15 protein-coding genes and 1 tRNA gene are annotated in these 17269 nt (G+C 43.0%); 6 read left to right on the top strand and 10 right to left on the bottom strand.

Annotation, left to right across the window (positions count from 1 at the left end):
* Positions 1–475: zinc ribbon domain-containing protein (locus tag H6G32_RS25145; protein WP_190453510.1), on the top strand; the 475-nt coding region annotated here is incomplete at its 5' end.
* A gap of 34 nt (positions 476–509) precedes the next feature.
* Here H6G32_RS25145 and H6G32_RS25140 read toward each other — a convergent pair.
* The 8 genes from H6G32_RS25140 to H6G32_RS25105 form a co-directional block, all read right to left on the bottom strand.
* Positions 510–1421: a peptidoglycan-binding domain-containing protein gene (locus H6G32_RS25140; RefSeq protein ID WP_190463314.1), complete on the bottom strand. Its 912-nt coding sequence runs from the start codon at positions 1419–1421 to the stop codon at positions 510–512.
* 175 nt (positions 1422–1596) lie between these two features.
* Positions 1597–3339, bottom strand: a complete 1743-nt coding sequence (locus tag H6G32_RS25135) for an NAD+ synthase (RefSeq protein ID WP_190463312.1) — start codon at positions 3337–3339, stop codon at positions 1597–1599.
* A 92-nt stretch (positions 3340–3431) separates the two neighbouring features.
* Positions 3432–4178 carry an NUDIX hydrolase gene (locus H6G32_RS25130; protein ID WP_190463311.1) on the bottom strand — a complete coding sequence of 249 codons (747 nt, stop codon included), beginning with the start codon at positions 4176–4178 and terminating at the stop codon, positions 3432–3434.
* On the bottom strand, positions 4139–4738 hold the full coding sequence (locus H6G32_RS25125) for a nicotinate-nucleotide adenylyltransferase (protein WP_190463309.1): 600 nt from the start codon (positions 4736–4738) through the stop codon (positions 4139–4141). The genes H6G32_RS25130 and H6G32_RS25125 overlap by 40 nt, the downstream gene beginning before the upstream one ends.
* Complete coding sequence (locus H6G32_RS25120) at positions 4735–6168, bottom strand: nicotinate phosphoribosyltransferase (RefSeq protein WP_190463307.1); 1434 nt, start codon at positions 6166–6168, stop codon at positions 4735–4737. Before H6G32_RS25120 ends, H6G32_RS25125 begins: the two co-directional genes overlap by 4 nt.
* A gap of 442 nt (positions 6169–6610) precedes the next feature.
* The gene (locus H6G32_RS25115; RefSeq protein WP_375539818.1) at positions 6611–7465 is read right to left on the bottom strand and encodes a phosphodiester glycosidase family protein; all 855 of its coding nucleotides are present in this window, start codon (positions 7463–7465) and stop codon (positions 6611–6613) included.
* Between the two features lie 299 nt (positions 7466–7764).
* Positions 7765–9009, bottom strand: a complete 1245-nt coding sequence (locus H6G32_RS25110; RefSeq protein WP_190463302.1) for a DUF4912 domain-containing protein — start codon at positions 9007–9009, stop codon at positions 7765–7767.
* Between the two features lie 726 nt (positions 9010–9735).
* The gene (locus H6G32_RS25105) at positions 9736–9903 is read right to left on the bottom strand and encodes a hypothetical protein (protein WP_190463300.1); all 168 of its coding nucleotides are present in this window, start codon (positions 9901–9903) and stop codon (positions 9736–9738) included.
* Between the two features lie 73 nt (positions 9904–9976).
* Here H6G32_RS25105 and H6G32_RS25100 point away from each other — a divergent pair, with 73 nt between their 5' ends.
* Positions 9977–11164, top strand: a complete 1188-nt coding sequence (locus H6G32_RS25100; RefSeq protein ID WP_190463298.1) for an RNA-guided endonuclease InsQ/TnpB family protein — start codon at positions 9977–9979, stop codon at positions 11162–11164.
* 96 nt (positions 11165–11260) lie between these two features.
* Here H6G32_RS25100 and H6G32_RS25095 read toward each other — a convergent pair whose 3' ends face one another.
* Positions 11261–13588 (bottom strand): IMS domain-containing protein, encoded by a 2328-nt coding sequence (locus H6G32_RS25095; RefSeq protein WP_190463297.1) that lies wholly within the window; start codon positions 13586–13588, stop codon positions 11261–11263.
* Positions 13589–14378: 790 nt separating this feature from the next.
* On the opposite strand from H6G32_RS25095, the gene pdhA reads away from it, so the two are divergent.
* The 4 genes from pdhA to H6G32_RS25075 all read left to right on the top strand — a co-directional run bounded on the left by pdhA (position 14379) and on the right by H6G32_RS25075 (position 16742).
* Positions 14379–15416: a pyruvate dehydrogenase (acetyl-transferring) E1 component subunit alpha gene (gene pdhA, locus H6G32_RS25090; RefSeq protein ID WP_190463295.1), complete on the top strand. Its 1038-nt coding sequence runs from the start codon at positions 14379–14381 to the stop codon at positions 15414–15416.
* Between the two features lie 108 nt (positions 15417–15524).
* The gene (locus H6G32_RS25085) at positions 15525–16394 is read left to right on the top strand and encodes an aldose epimerase family protein (RefSeq protein WP_190463293.1); all 870 of its coding nucleotides are present in this window, start codon (positions 15525–15527) and stop codon (positions 16392–16394) included.
* A gap of 58 nt (positions 16395–16452) precedes the next feature.
* A tRNA-Lys gene (locus tag H6G32_RS25080) sits at positions 16453–16524 on the top strand.
* Between the two features lie 14 nt (positions 16525–16538).
* Positions 16539–16742: a hypothetical protein gene (locus H6G32_RS25075; RefSeq protein WP_190463291.1), complete on the top strand. Its 204-nt coding sequence runs from the start codon at positions 16539–16541 to the stop codon at positions 16740–16742.
* A gap of 259 nt (positions 16743–17001) precedes the next feature.
* Here H6G32_RS25075 and H6G32_RS25070 read toward each other — a convergent pair whose 3' ends face one another.
* On the bottom strand, positions 17002–17154 hold the full coding sequence (locus H6G32_RS25070) for a hypothetical protein (protein ID WP_190461469.1): 153 nt from the start codon (positions 17152–17154) through the stop codon (positions 17002–17004).
* Positions 17155–17269 lie beyond the last annotated feature (115 nt).

The following is a 17269-nucleotide window of genomic DNA, read 5'->3' as shown; positions in this document are numbered from 1 at the left end:
ACATCAAATTGGTGTAGTGGTATTTGGGTGGAATCAGGGACAAAGACAAGAAGCGCAGTTAGGTAGAACAACGCAATCATTTGTGCAGATACCAACCGCCAAACTCAAAAAACGAGTTAAACAGTTATGCGAGTACCACGGCATCAAATTTGTAGAAACTGAAGAATCCTATACCAGTAAAACTAGTTTTTTAGATGGTGATTTTCTACCTACTTTCGGCGCAAAACCTGAAGGGTGGAAACCAAGTGGAAAACGAGTAAAACGCGGTATGTTCCGCACAGGAAAAGGACTATTTATTAACGCTGATTTAAATGGTGCAGCGAATATACTTCGCAAGGTAGAGACACAATTAGGACTCGTCCTAGTCAAGGTCTGTAGGCAAGTTTTGACCCTTGCTACCAGATTTCGTATCTGGGAAACCAAAACTAAAAAGCGAAGTGGTACGGCTTCAGCCTACCACGTAGTATCAGTTTAGAATCCCCGTGTCTTTAGACCGGGGAGAGGTCAACTCAACCGGGAAACTTCTTCAATAAATCATCGCCCGGAATCACAGTAGTGTAAAAGACATAGTCCTTATTAGCTACATAGCGACGATCTTGTTTAATAATCGCCATGAACTCTCTATGTCCTTGTCGCATACGTCCCACTAAACAACCTGCGCTGGCGTTCTTGATATCATTTGTCGGCGCATCATAGCCCCAGTGTTGATTAATTAGAAAAAGACCTGTGTCCAGTTTGTCACCAGTTCGTTTAAAATCTCGGTTAAGGTCTCGATGAACAGTGAGGGGTGCAACTTGGATTAATGCTTCGTGACGCTCTGCATTGCCGTGAAAGCCAACAGCCCAAGATTTGTATTGACCAAACTTAATTCTGGCTGCTCCTAAAGAATTCATGGGGTTGACAGTGTAATGTCTACCTGGTTCGGTGGTGGCTTGCCAGTGATCAATTATTTTGGGAACACCATCTACTACTTCGATCACAATCCGCCGATCATTAAATTGATTGGCTGTATCATTGTTAAGAGTCCAGTCTCCATTCATGCCCTCTATATAAACAATGTTATATTCTTTAGCACCTGTGAATACCTGATACTTTTGTTCTGGTGCCTGCATATACTTAATAATTTTGCTGGCAATGTCATTACCTAGTTTTAAGGGGGGTTTGGGTAGGTCTGTTATTTTGGTTTCAATCAGTTTTTTGGCTGTGACTGCTCCTAAAAAGTCCTTCTCTCCAGTTTTGGTTAATTCTTGAAATTTTTTGAGAGCCATGACAGAAATAGGGCCAAATTTGCTGTCGGCTGGCGGTTCCAGCAAATCTAAACCAATTAACAGTATCTGAATCTGACGAGCTAAATCTGCGTCTTGAGCGATCGCCTCAAAGTTCCATTTAGTCTGCGTTCCCAGAAAATCTTGTAGTCTCATATTACACCAAAATAGATTAACCTATTCGTAAATACAAACATGGTTTAAGGAATCGAATATGTTTGAAACTATACAAGCTTCCAAAAAATTCTGCCAATGTTTTTAAAATTAATTTATGATTCAACGCAGATGAGGGGAGATTACTTAAATTCCATCTGAATAGTGTAATCAAAAATTATTTTATTTGCTCCTGGGTATCTTCTGCAACACAACAGACTAAGTTGGGGGTGGTTTGATTGTGGTAGATATTTTTTACACCGACCCAGTTACTAGCGATTGGCATTCGCCAACCAGTACCAAAAGCGCGATCGGTAATTTTCAATCCGGGGGGTGCTTGTCGCCGCTTAAATTCAGCACGGGAAACCATTTGAATTACTCGGTCTACAATAGCTGCATCGTGACCGCTGGCGACAATTTGCGCTGCTGATTGGTGGTTGTGAATCAGACGTTGCAAGATATCGTCTAAAATTTCGTAGGGTGGTAGGGAGTCTTGGTCAATTTGACCCGGTTTGAGTTCGGCGCTGGGTGCTTTAGTGAGGATGTTTTCTGGGATGATTTCGCCATGACGATTTAACCAATGGCAAAGTGAATAAACGCGGGTTTTGGGAACGTCAGCAATGACTGCTAAACCGCCATTCATATCGCCGTAGAGGGTGCAGTAACCGACTGCCATTTCCGATTTGTTGCCGGTAGATAATAGAAGATAGCCAAATTTGTTAGCGATCGCCATCAATAAATTACCCCGAATCCGGGATTGCAGATTTTCCTCAGCGATGCCAAACTCAGTACCGGCAAATAACTCAACTAAAGTATGGTCAAAGGATTGCATTAACTCGCCAATTGGTAAAATATTGGTCTTGATTCCTAGATTTTCGGCTAATGCCAAGGCATCGCTGATAGAATGTTGGGAACTGTAAGGGGAAGGCATGAGGACACCCAAAACGTTTTCTTTACCAAGTGCATCTGAGGCGATCGCTGCTACTAGGGCGGAATCAACCCCGCCACTTAAACCCAGTACGACTTGAGAAAAGCGGCATTTGCGGGCATAATCACGCACTCCCAAGACCAAAGCGTGCCAAATTTCCTCATTTTCTGACTCATACACAGGTGCGACAGAACCCAACTGCAAATCCCGCTGCACCTCGTCAAATTCCACTATTACCAAATCGGTTTCAAAGCCACGGGCACAACACATCATCTCACCTTGACGATTCAAGGCAAAACTGTGACCGTCGAATATTAAATCATCATTTCCCCCCACTTGGTTAGCATAGATGACCGGTTGAAGAAAACGCAGGGCACTATGCCTGAGAATGATTTCACGAAACCTCTGCTTGCTGACAGTGTAGGGCGAGGCAGATAAATTCACAATCAAATCCACACCCAGAACTGCTAACTCTGCAATTGGATTGACTGGGTAACTACGTTTACCCCAAAATTCTTCATCATTCCATAAATCTTCACAAATAGTGATACCGATATTGATCTTATCTAGAATGAAATAATTAGCTTGGGAACCTGGTTCAAAATAGCGACGTTCGTCAAACACATCATAGGTAGGTAAAAGCCGCTTGTGAAAAATTTGCTTGACTTCACCACCTTCTAGCAAAGCGATGCTGTTAAATAAAGTTTTGCCGCCAGTAATGTGGGCTTTTAAATTCTGGGCAACAGTTCCTACCAATACAGCTAAATTCGGCGGTAAATCTCTAGCTAATTGTTGCAATGTGATGTCCATTGCTTCTACAAAACTAGGATCTAACAATAAATCTCTTGGGGGATAGCCACATAAAGATAATTCTGGTGTTAATAACAAACGCGCACCCTTTGAGGCTGCTTGGATTGCCATTTCCAGGATTTTTTGGGAGTTTCCTGGCAAATCACCAATTATAGGATTAAGTTGAGCGATCGCTATTTTCATTTTTGTTGTTTGATTTAAGATTTTTTGTAATTTAGGGGTGGTTTGACAGAAGATATTGAATAGGGCAGGGTTACCACAACCCTACCGCAGAGTTAAATAAACACCAAAGGCTTATCTTTTAAAGGGGCAAAAGCCTCTGCATCAAACTTATACAAACTAGCGGGACGACCAGCACCCCGCGACACCTTGATGCCGGTATCACCTAAAAAACCTAGTTTGAGTAGACGCGCCCGAAAATTAGAATAATCGGCGAAGTTTTCCCCTAAAACTGTGGTGTATAACTGATATAAATCATTCAAAGTAAACATTTCTGGCAAGACTTCAAAAGCTACCGGACTATACTCCAATTTATTTTGCAACCGCCTGTGTCCATAGGCCAAAATTTGCTTATGGTCAAAAGCTAATTGTGGTAATTGCTTCACTGGATACCAAGCGATGCCTGTAACTCCATCAGCAATCAATTCTGCTTCTTCAAATCTCACCAAAGCAAAGTAACTGACTGATAGATAACGGACTCCATAACTATCAGTGTCTTCTCGTGGATCGCGATTGGGGCCGCCAAAGGTATACAATTGCTCTAAATAGAGATTATTGACCTTGATCTTTTCTGCCATGATGCGATAAGCAGCATCTTCTAAAGACTCTCCTTGACGTACTAAAGTACCGGGAAGACTCCAATAATTCAAAAATGGTTTTTGCTGTCGCATTACTAAGAGAACTAACAGCCGATTTTGTGCAGTATCTACAGAAAAAATTACATTATCAACACCAACTTTGAAATCAGCCAAAGGTTGTTGATTTAGCAGAGTTGGAATCTTTTTTTGCTGGCGTCCTGGCATTTGTACAAATGCTGTTGATGAATATAGGCAACTACAAGGGGTGTGAGGGATTCGATATTTCCTTGTGTACGAAAGGCCGTGGAGGAAACATCTTTTCCGGTTAAACTAGCGATCGCAATTTTTCCTCCCAGATTTCTGACTCCCTCTAAAACAGATTCATTTATTGGATATCCTGGTCGGGGTACTACCAGCAGCTTCACTTGGTGTAGCAAATCTTCAACGTGATACCAACGCGGTAGCTGATTCAATAAATCGGAACCGATTACTAAAGTATATTCAGCATCTTCTCCCCAACGAACTTTAGCTTTTTCTAAGGTTTCCAATGTTCTCAAACTACTTAATTCTTGTTCCAAAGCAATGTTCTGCTGTGGGGCCTTTATATCTGTAATTAAAAGTTGTAGCATTGCCGCCCGATGAAGCAAAGCAGTTTGGTGGGACTTAAAGGGATTATCTGCTGCCCAAACCGCTACCCAATCATAACCCTCAGACAACCACTTGAGAATCTCCTGGTGTCCAGCAGTTGGCGGATCGGCACTAGTACCAAACAAAGCAATTCTCATAATTTATCTCTGTGCCTCTGCGCCTCTGTGGTTTGTTTGTGGGTTTCCTTGATCAATTCCTGCAAAGCTTCAGAAATCTCGACTTTTACAGAAATCGGATCATGCAAACGCCTTGTTTCCTCTGGTAAACTGGCCACTGAGGCGGCGGTACGTTGGCGAATTGTCGTTAAAGTTTCAGGCGATCGCACCGATTCACCCTCTTTCACCATCAACTGCAACAGAGGTTGTTGATCAAGAGAACTTTCACTTACTAAACCCAACCTATCTATCTGTACTTTACCTTCCATATAAGAGCGAAAAATCTGTTTCTGCCCTGGATAAGTCACTTTACCACTGGATTGTTTCATCACTGGGATGCCATCGATGTCTACAAGTTTATAGACTCCATTCACAGGCGAACCTGTAACTAGTCTAGTTCCCAGTCCATAACCATCAATTTGGGCATTCTCTGCTTTTAGTCGCGCTATTTCCCATTCATCCAAGTCACCACTAGCGAAAATTGAGACATGAGGAAGTAGCGATCGCACTTGTTTCGACAAGGTCACTAAATCTCCTGAGTCTAACCTCACCCCTGTTAATTCCATTTCCCCGGAATTTACTTTTGCCGCCAACCCCTGGGCAGCTGCAACTGTATCGTAAGTATCAATCAACAATGGCGCACCGGGAAAATACCGATGAAAGGTGCTAAATGCTTGTTCTTCAGTACCTTCTATGGCTGATAATGCCATCACCAAAGCGTGTGCCATCGTACCACTTGGCAATTGTCCCAGTTGTAGCGCTGCTAACACATTTGAGGTAGCATCTAACCCACCAGCTAAAGCCGCCCGCGCCGCCCACAAGGAGGCTTGGGGACTAAATGCCCTTCTGGTGCCAAATTCTAAAAGTGTGGCTTTTTCCCCAGCAATATCGCGCAACCTTGCTGCCCTAGTGGCAATTAAGGTTTGGTAATTGAGGGTGTTTAAAAGGTAAGTTTCCACCAGTTGCGCTTGCCACAGGGGTGCTTCCACCCGCAATAGTGGCTGGTTGGCAAATACCGCTGTCCCTTCTGGTACTGCCCACACATCTCCGGTAAAACTGCCTTCAGCTAAAAGTGACCAAAAGCGTTCAGTCGCGTGAGCAAAAATTCCTGTTGCCTGTAAAGTTGCTATTTGCGAAGAACTAAAGCGGAGTTTGGCTAAATATGCGATCGCCTGTTCTAGCCCCATAGCGATTAAATAACCAAAACCCTCTGGCAATCGCCTGACAGACAACTCAAAGCTAGCCCGCTTTTGTTCTATACCTTCCCCTGTATAACAAGCTGCCATCGTTAGTTGGTAAAGGTCGGTCAACAGGCTGCAATCTTCAGCACAGAGAGTTAATTCCTGGTTTTGGTAGCTTGGCTGTAGCTGATTATTGGTCTGTACATAGTCTAAATCTGAGAAAGTTCTCATGCAAGAGTGTCCTGACAAGAATGCTTCTTTATTTATGGTAGAACTTACCATAATTAATGTCAACTCTTGGATAAATAATTTCCGAGAGTCCTGCCAAACAGTATATTTACAGAGAAATTAATATTAAGTTCATCATATATTTAATATTTCTTAATGGTATAAATGTAATTTATCAATCAGTAGTGGTAAGTATAAAGGCTTAAACAATTCAAAATTGAGCCTCCAGCATCCGTAAGGGATACAAAATTGAAGACTGTTATCAACTGCCGCAGAATGAATTCTGAGTCTAATAAGCTAAACCACATCTATAGCAATCCTATTTGATTTGTGAACATAAAGTGAGTCAGATACCCGACTTCTTAGAGAAGTCGGGTATCTTTGTGTTCACAAATGATTTAGGACTGCTATATACATCTCTTGTAGGGTAGACCTCACACTTTTTTTATTTCTTATAAATTAAAAAAGCTGACCCGATTGGGCCAAAGTTTTCTACATAAATTTTATTGTTGTAATACAACCCCGGAGACATACCACCATCAAATAAAATACCTTCTTGAATCTTCCCCAAACAGTTATTGCGAGCAATGCCTTCCAAAACATCATCAAACTGACTTGGTAGTAACTCTTGATTACTTGAAGATATATCAATAATAGAATTAGCTTTCGCGTCATTCACCAAGAGAATTACATAACCTTGATTTGTGATAGCTGCCATAGAACGATTAGTTGCACCTTTACAAGCAAATTCTCCCAAAGCTTTACAAATATCTTTAAACTTACCCTGACTGTAGAATCTGCCATTACCTCCCACCAAATTATAATTAAGAATATCAGCCGTTCTTCTACCATTCTGAATAGTAGCTCTTCGTTGCTGGGGTGTACCTCCAGATATGCCAAAAGAAGAACGCTTAGTTTTAAATGCTCCTGAATATTCAACTCCGCGAGAAATATTTAAACCTTGGGGTTTATCATCAGTATCTATATAGTCAGCATTAATTGCCGCAATCGGTGTTTTACCTGCTAATTTAGAATTTTCATCAGTGATAATTTGACGAAACTGTTTCGGCACATATTCTTGACGCAGTTTACCCCTAGCATTTTTAGCATAAAGTTTATGAGCTAAACCTACATTAACTTTAAAATCTAATGCTGCTGATTTGGGATTAAAAATAATTACATGATTGATACCTTTAGCATATTTTTCACCACGATTATTGGTTTTAAAAAATTCAATACTGAAGTTGGCATTTTTACCAGGGCAAATTTGAGATGGTTTGGGTGCTGAATTTGCTGCCATCTCTTGACAACCCGATAATAACCCCGTGGACATAATCAAGATAGATAAATATGTCAACCTTGAAAAACATAAAATAGACCTAACCCCTCTACTCCCTTCCCTAATAAAAAAGGGGAGTGTGGAGACGTTGCATGCAACGTCTCTACATTTGTAGGAGAGAGGTTCTAAATTTAATTTTATTGCGTTACTTAACAAAAACAATTTTCTGGTGAACATAATATATAAAAAACCCGCTACAGGATTACTATAGCGGGGAATAATTAAAGATTGTAGTTATGGCGTAATCTTAAATCCAAAATTTATGAGATCCATTCGAGAACAGCATCTTCTTTGGTGTTGGTGTTTCGAGATGGTGTTTCACGTTCAAAATTCATGTGAATTGAGCGGGTTTGCTCACCATCAGCAGCTACAGCCAAAATTGGGTAGTCAATTACACCATCTTGGAAGGACATTTGGAAGCGGAATGTACCATCTGGATTCAGCTTAATTGGACGACCGCCAATAGTTACAGTAGCATCAGGTTCAGTTGCACCGTAAACGATCAACTCAGCATCAGCAATTAACCAGAATTTGCGTGGACGTACTGGTACAGCAGAAGCTGAGAAACCAACACCCGACATCCCCACACCGGACATGGTTAAACCAGAGACGGTCGGAACTGCCCACAGACCAACGCCAGATGGGAATACATAGGAACTGATTGCTTGTTCGGGGCGTGCAGAACCAGGTACTTGCTGCATTGAACCGAACAGAGAACCAGCAACCCGTTGGGCTTCGGCAGATTCTGCCAAGCCAAAGATTTGTTCGTAAATGGGGTTGCCATTGGCAGCAGCAGCAGCTGCAATCTTCTTCGCTGGGGGAACGAGTTCGTACTTAGTCTGACCGCGCAGTTCTTCCTCAAAGTTTACAGTGATGAAGACATCTTCAATCCAGTCGGAAGGATAGACGGGAGGAATGTGTACTCTAGCAGAACTAGCTAGTACTAACCAACGACCATCAGCAGTACGGTAGCCGATATCGATCACATAATCGCGATCGCTCACCGGAATGGGTAAATACCATTCTCTTGCTAGTTCGTCAGCAGGATATTCCTGGATGCTGTGGGGGCTTGAGTATTGGCTACTGATATCGGTGACATCATAAATCCGCAGCGCTAGTTGTTGTCCCCCTTGGCGACGCAGTTCTTCTTTTTGCTCATTGGGGACATCCCAGTAAGTGTAAGCCCACTGAGGATCACGAGGCAAAAGGACAATGCGACTGTCACCGTAACCAGCTGGTAGATCTGCAAGTGCTTCATCCACATCAGCGAAAGAGCCACCGGTACGATCTTCCTGACCTAATTCAAATTTTGCGGCTTCCACGGTTTCCTGTGCCTCCAGTGAACGAGATGGACTAAGAGAAAATTTACTGCGCTGAACTTCTTGAATCGATGCTAATAATTGCGATTTACGCATTCGGCTGTAGCGAGAGATGGCATATTCGCTAGCAACTTTGCGTAGTTGCCTTAATGTCATCTCCTCTAGTGGTGGGCGTTCTTTTGCCATTTATTTGGCCTCCAGTAGTTAAAAAGGTAAATGATTTACCCGGGTTATAGAATGCTTTATAAAATGTCATCTACCCCAGATGAATTTTTTATTCCTGACTCCTGGTTTTGCCCAGTTTCTAAGTTTTTTAGTTTGTTTTTAAATTGAGTTTTACTCCTTTCAATTCCAAGTCATCGCAAAATCAGCTTGTCTTTGGGATCGGCGGAGTGCTTTTGTTAAATAAATATTAACCACTAACCTACCGTAGGGATCAAGGGGTCTCAAGCCGCTTTTTTGCCAATGTTACGAAGTTATAAGCCCTTTGGGGATCAAAATGTCATAGAATCATCACATTAATGGCTATAAGCAGCTACTAGGGAGGCAGTAATGTCATGAAAGCATTACTTTTGGTTCTGGATGAGCCAAAGGTCCCAATCTACAAAGGCAGGAGCAAATGTAATACTAGTGTAGCAATATTGTAGTTTTGAACTAAATCAGGACAGCAAAAACCGAAGGGGGCTAAATATCAAGACGATTACCAGGCGATCGCTTAATAGCCCCAGTACTAAAATTGTATATAAACTAATAAGTAATAATTTGATCCCCACATTGAGAATATTGGGGATCAAAGCAAGCTGAGATCACCTGCAAAATTTATCAAAAGCGCCGTAATACCCCTTCCTCAACGAAGTAGGGAGGGGATGGCGGACAATGACGAAAGCATCCCCGAACGAAGATGAGCGTTGCTCAACCAGTGAGTGGGGTGCTTGAGGAATTGTCTCTCTCCGGGTTGGGTAACGAGTCAATCCAGTCCTCTATAAGTTGAGTCATAGATTTTTCTCGTTGTTCTGCTAATAACTTCAGCTTATTAAAACGTCTCGGTGTAGTACGAATTCTGATGTATTCTGTTTTCATATCGTTTCCTATTTATTTCCTATTGTGTTAAATTAATGATATCACAAATAGGAAACAAGGAGGTGATAGCGCAGTGTTTGTATTAGAGTATAAAATCAATGGCAAACAACAGCAGTATCGAGCTATTGATGAGGCTATCAGAACTACTCAGTTCATCCGAAACAAAGCTATCAGATATTGGATGGACGCACCGAAAGAGCAAAAAGTAGACAAGATTGCTTTGAACAACTATTCAACAGCACTGCGTAAAGGATTTGGATTTGTTAAAGACTTAAATTCAATGGCTTGTCAGGCCGCAACAGAAAGAGCATGGTTGGCTATTGCCAGATTTTACGATAACTGCAAGTCCAGAAAGCCAGGAAAGAAAGGATTCCCGCGCTTTCAAAAAGACAACCGTTCGGTTGAATATAAGACTTCAGGCTGGTCATTACATCCTACGAAGCGACGCATCATCTTTACAGATAAAAAAGGTATTGGTGAAGTCAAGCTATTAGGTAAGTGGGATATTCACACCTACCCTGTTAAGTCAATCAAACGAGTTCGGTTAGTTCGTAAAGCTGACGGATATTACTGTCAGTTTGCAGTTGACGTTGAGGTAAAACATGAATCCAGAACGGGTAATGGTGAATTAGGTCTTGATGTTGGGTTAGAGTTTTTCTACTCTGATTCCAATGGTCATCATGAAGAAAATCCAAGGTTTCTTCGTAAAGCCGAGAAAGCCATCAAGCACGCTCAACGTCAGATATACAGAAAGGAAAAAGGAAAAAATCAACGACGAATAGCTAGACGTAGATATGCAAAGAAGCATTTAAGAGTAAGTAGGCAACGGAATGAACACGCAAAGAGAATTGCGCGTAACGTATGCAAGGCTAACGCTTTAGTCGCCTATGAAAACTTAAATGTAAAAGGCATGGTAAAAAATCACTGTCTTGCTAAGTCCATTAATGATGTGGCTTGGACACTTTTCCGTAGTTGGTTAGAGTATTTTGCTGCCAAATTTGGAACCACAGTTGTAGCCGTCAATCCTAGTATGACATCACAAAAGTGTAGTGATTGTGGTGTCATTGTGAAAAAGTCTCTTTCAACTCGTACTCATAAATGTAATTGTGGATGCGACTTACAAAGAGATGTGAACGCGGCAATAAATATTCTGAATCTTGGAAGACAAGCTAGGGATGGGCAATCCCGAAGTAACGCTGTAGGAGTCGGAACCTCTACTCTACTTGGTGAGCCAGCGCGGTCTTGGGGGAAACCCCCATGAGCGACTGGCGAACCCGAAGGGTGCAAACCTGGTAGAACAAGTTGCGACGTAGATTACAGAATCCCGACCCTCAGCCGTCAGGCAGGGTGGGGAGTGTCAACTGATCTGATTGACTACTGACATACCCTGAATTCGCCACACACCTTCTCGACGAATCAAATCATACCGAACGCGCAAACTTTCCTCAAAGGACTTTTTCAGCTGACCCTTTTCATAGAATTTCGTGATTTCCTTCACCGTAGCCACCACCAAGGCCCGATTCGGGTTGGACTCAGTTTTCTCAACAGATTCCACCTTCAGGTTATGGTCATACTTCCGATAGTGGTTTTCTGCCCGATCCTGCTGGGCAACTTGCCGCCATTGAGATAAAGCCGAACCTGCTAAAATCTGCCCTAAGCCATCAATTTCATGGCTTGGTCCTAAAGCTGCGGCTTTGGTAGATAGCCAAGCTTGAATGACTTCCTCTGCCGTCCCTGTTGTCAGTGACCCCTCTGGTGGCTGCGGTTTACTGTTGCGGTCAGGAATAGGTATTGGTGGTTGATTAAGTTGTACCGCCAACCGTTCCCCTGACAAAGATGGTTTAGCAAAAAACCGATTACTAATCCATCCAAAAGTTGTGGAAACTAATAACCAGAAAACTAATATACCCGCCAAAGAGACAAACACCGTCCAAACTAGCCGCGTTTTTCCTTCTAGGGTCTGGGCAAAACTTCGCCGTCGCTGAGGATAACGCTGGCGCTCCAAAACTTGCTCTCGAATATTAGCTGGGTTCGGCTTACGCCGCCTGCGCTTTTGGGTTTGGCTGGGTGCAGCAGCCGATTCAGTACCATTTGTGTGGTGGTGATTTCCTCTGTCCAAAGATTCAGCGGAGGGAAACTGTACTACAGGTATTTCTGGTTTTTTACTCCCACTGGATGTAGCTGTGGGTGAAGTATTCCCTCTGGGTGGCAATTCGTAAGAATTTTCAGTCCTTTCTCTAATTGGTGGTTCTGGCAACTCAGGGTCAGGTGTAGAACTGTGATTGAGTTGTTCTGCCACCCCAGTCGAATTGCTACGGCGGCGACGGGGGTTATTTGCCTGTGCTTGGGGAAAGGACTGATGGTTAATAACAGCCCATTCATTGGTTGTTTCTGCATCTGTTGGCAGTGCTTCTAAATAAGCTTGCACCTGTTGGTCAGCAAAGTAATCTTTCAGGGAAGCTTGCTGCCTTGTCAAATCGCGGAAGTGGGGAAACACTTCTTGTTGCAACCACTGTTCGCCATAGAGGCACAGTCCTGGTAGTAAGTCTGGGGAGTCTTGAGATTTTTCCCGAATAAAAGCTAAAGCTTCATATTCCTGACTCATTTCTAAAACGCGGGTGGCTTCCTCGGTTTGTCCCAGTAGCAGAGCACATAGAGACTGTTCTAAATGGACATCTTGGCGCTTACCCAGACGCATCAGCATTTGCTTTGCTTGCCGAATTAAAGCTGGTTGCCGTTGGGCAAATCCCCGTGCTATCAAAGCATAGACAGCTAAGTATGTAGCCACAGCCGAGGGACGCTTGCTTTCGGCTTCAAAGAGCTTGTGCTGTTCTGCAACTGTTAAGTAGTTACGTAACTGCTGGATGAATCGGAGAAAATCATCTACATTTAAACCCGATTCATCATTACCAGTGCCATCAATCCCACCTCGATCTTCTAAAATGTTCTGCAATAATTGCAAACCTTGGCGGCGTTCAGCAGTCTTTTCTTGAGGTAGTGCCAGTAACTCCAAAATTCGATATGGTCGCAGTTTGTAAAGATCCGCCGTCATTTCCGCTTGGACGCTGGGGAATAGCCCTTCCCGTGATAACAATTCTTCACCTGTTTCTAGGGATATGGCGGTATTTTCATAGTGCCCTTGCTGCCATTGCTCACGACCGAGTTCTAGGCAAGCCAAGGCAACAGTGAGAATAATATCTGGTAATTCAGCACTGTCGGGCACTTCTTCACTTGCCAGATTATTGCCCGTTCTGGCATCCACTGCACCATTTTTATTGATCAAATAGGGGCGACCTAGTTTGAGAACAAGTTCGTATTCCCCTAGCTCTTGCAAAATTAAGAGCGCACCAACTAATTCTTCTTGGGCAATTTCGATGCTCAGACTTTGGGCATCGTGCTTAGAGTTGTTACTTTCTGTGTGATTTTCCGCTGCCACTGTAGCAGCAGTGCTATCAGGATCATAGGCGTGGGCAAGATACAGCTGATCGTACTTGCTGCGGTCTTTTGGATCTGATAAAACTACGAAAGCTTCTTCTATAAGTTGTTTGCGAGAAGAAATTGCTGCGGTTGAATATTCACGTCGAGGCAATTGGACAATGCGATCGCTATATGCCTGCCGCAATTGTTCAACGCTAGCCGCTAACGGTAGTCCTAAAATTCGGTAGTAATCTAGCGGAATTCGCACAGCCTACTTCCCCTGCACCGTGATCGACATAATTCACCTAGAGCATTCCAGGCATGTAAAACCGTGCCATAATGATAGCGTTAATAATACCGTGTCGAATTTACACTACAAGTGTATATTGCAACAGCGATTTTTGTGCCTTCCCGAAATTTTAGTCATCAATCATCTTAAAATTAATTTTTGGCCTTCGCTCCTAGCGTTACCCTAGGCAATCGCTGAGATCGAGTCAAATTTTTGTTTTAATTCTTAGTATTTTTTAGTTGAACACAACCACCTTAGCCTTAAACGCCGCCAAACAAAACAATTGCTTTTGGTGATGGCATAGGTCTTGCACTCTTCCAAATCTATGATTTATTCTCTTTTTGGGGCTGTCCCAGGTATGCGGGGAGCAAAACACCGCTGACGCGGGCCAAGCCTGATAACTGGAGAAGCAAATTCTATCATGATTAGACTTTAATGACAATTATTTAGCTAAACATAAATATTTTTTTTGTGTCCATTGTCTTTAAATTGTTAATGGATATGCAGAAAGCCAGCTATCCTGACTGCTACCATAGCCAGGGAAGTGCATGGGGAAAACAAAAAGCGGCGGATTTTACCTTTAGGGGCAGAAAAATTCAAAAAGCAAAAATTCAAATATCACCCATTTCCCATGCTCCTTTTTTGGTGCATAAATAAAACTTGATTGTGGACTCTTGCCAACGCTAGCTTGTTAACAGCTAACGTAAAATGAGACCAACTTCATTTAAAACCGTAGTTTTACGTCGTACAACAGGGATACTCCAAAATAATGGTTCAAGAACGCACGTTACCCAAATTTAATACTGCCACCGTCCAAATCACCAAAGAAGAAGGGTTGCGGTTGTACGAAGACATGACGTTAGGGCGCTTTTTTGAAGATAAATGCGCTGAAATGTACTACAGGGGCAAAATGTTTGGTTTTGTCCACCTCTACAACGGTCAAGAAGCTGTTTCTAGCGGTATTATCAGAGGAGCTATGCGACCGGGTGAAGATTATGTCTCTAGCACCTACCGCGACCACGTTCATGCTCTAAGTGCGGGAGTACCGGCAAGAGAGGTAATGGCAGAGTTATTTGGTAAAGCCACCGGTTGCAGCAAAGGGCGCGGTGGTTCCATGCACATGTTTTCTGCGGAGCATCGCTTGTTAGGTGGTTATGCTTTCGTGGCTGAAGGTATTCCTGTAGCAGCTGGTGCAGCATTCCAAAGCAAATACCGCCGCGAAGTTTTGGGAGACCAAAATGCTGACCAAGTAACCGCTTGCTTTTTTGGCGATGGTGCTGCTAACAACGGTCAATTTTTTGAAACATTAAATATGGCGGCTCTTTGGAAACTGCCAATTCTTTTTGTGGTAGAAAATAATAAGTGGGCAATTGGTATGGCTCACGAACGGGCTACTTCCCAGCCTGAGATTTACAAAAAAGCCAGTGTTTTTAACATGGTGGGTGTAGAAGTAGATGGTATGGATGTGCTGGCTGTGCGAGCCGTAGCCCAAGAAGCTGTAGCCCGTGCCCGTGCAGGTGAAGGCCCCACCTTAATCGAAGCTATGACCTACCGCTTCCGGGGTCACTCCTTGGCAGACCCGGATGAATTGCGGAGCAAGGCTGAGAAAGATTTCTGGTTTGCCCGTGACCCAATTAAGAAGCTTGCTGCTGATTTATTGGAGAAAAAGCTGGTAGATGAAGCAGAACTCAAAGCCATTGAGCGGAAAATTCAGGGTGTAATTGACGAGGCGGTTAAGTTCGCCGAAAGTAGCCCTGAACCAGACCCCAGCGAATTATATCGCTTTGTGTTTGCCGAAGACGAGTAAACAAGAGGTAATGGGTAATTGGTAATTGGTAATGGGTAAGAAAAATACTAATTACCAATCCCCAATCCCCAATCCCAAATCCCCAATCCCCAATTAGGACTTAAATTTGTGTTTACCATTAGCCAAAAACAGCAACAATATAAAACCTACATCCTCTCTGATGAAGTTGCTGGTACTCAAATAGAGGTTGTACCAGAACGCGGCGGTATCATTACCCGTTGGCGCATCCAAGGGCAGGAAATTTTTTATCTGGACACCGAGCGCTTTACTCATCCTGATTTGAGCGTTAGGGGTGGAAATCCAATCTTATTCCCCCTCTGCGGTAACTTACCAGATAATACTTACACTGTTAATGGTAATTCGTATACTATCAAACAACATGGTTTTGCTCGTGAGTTGCCTTGGTTAGCAACTGAGCAAAACACTGAAGGTAAAGCCAGTCTCACTGTTGTCCTCAACAGCAACGAGGAAACAAAGGCAGTTTATCCTTTTGACTTTCAACTAGCTTTTACCTACGAACTCCAAGGTAATACCTTAGTGGTGCGTCAGGAGTATAAAAACCTGTCATCCACGCCAATGCCTTTTTCGGCTGGTTTCCATCCCTATTTTCTCTGTGGGGATAAAAATCAGCTAGAAGTGGAAATTCCCGGAGTTCAGTATCAAGACAATAAAACTAAGGAATTCCACCCGTTTAACGGCAAATTTGATTTTAACCAAGATGAAATTGATTTTGCCTTTGGAGGGCTAACCAGTAAATCTGCCTCTGTGACAGATAACAGCCGTTCGTTAAAGCTGACCTTAGATTACGATGATTTCTCTACCTGGCTGGTGTTTTGGACAGTCAAAGGCAAAGAATTCTACTGTCTAGAGCCTTGGAGTGCTACCCGCAACGCCTTTAACACTGGTGACAACCTGACTGTATTGGCTCCTGGAGCTAGTTGTACAGCTTCTTTCCGGTTAACAGCAAATTTTTTCTAAGCCCCTTGACATACTCCTGTCTCTTGATGGTATAATGGGAAAGTTGAAAAACGCAAAAGGGTCGCTAACTCAACGGTAGAGTACTCGGCTTTTAACCGATTAGTTCCGGGTTCGAATCCCGGGCGACCCATTTTTAAGGAATAGATGCTCGCTGATGCCACGAAGATGAAGGCAGAGGCGAGTTTTGTTGTGTTTGGGGAGATTGAAAAGGCGATCGCTTTTGGTGAGGATGGGGGGAAGAGTGCGATGGTGCAAAGCGCCCGGTGGAAGCCATGGGCTACGCCCCGCCTTCATGCGATCGCAAAGTTTGATTTTTCAACGCGAGATATTCATAACTGGTTACTCTGAATATCCAGAGCCAGAATGTAAACTTCTAGGATTCGGTTTAAATATACATAAGTGAAGGCGAAATGCGATTAAATAAGTAGGTTGGCGTAAATAATTCAAGGTTGGTAGTGAGCTACGAAAGAGGGCTGAAGCCCTCACTACGAGCAAATTTCAATAGTTTTTACAAGAAACAGACGGGAGTTTGAAAGCCCCGGAGGAACAGGCGCACAGCGCCATACTCCGTACTTCAGACCGGGGATGAAAAACGACTCGGTAGGCTTTAGCCTACCTGTAATATATCTGTAATTTCAGGTAGAGTATCAAGCAATTCCTCTACAACTTGGGTAATAGTTGTATCTTTTTTTGCAGCATACAACCGCAGTTTATTCATTCTGCGTTCGGTAATTCTAATGTGTAATTCTTTTTTTGTCATACATGACACAATGACGACACACTTATGTTAGCATACAGGTAAGGAGGCAAAACAAATGTATGGATGCCAGCAAAATTTAATTAATCCAAATGAAGAGTTAAAAGCAGTACTTGAG

The organism is Cylindrospermum sp. FACHB-282, from assembly GCF_014697195.1.
Lineage (GTDB): Bacteria > Cyanobacteriota > Cyanobacteriia > Cyanobacteriales > Nostocaceae > Cylindrospermum.
This window is presented reverse-complemented; position numbering and strand designations above follow the sequence as displayed.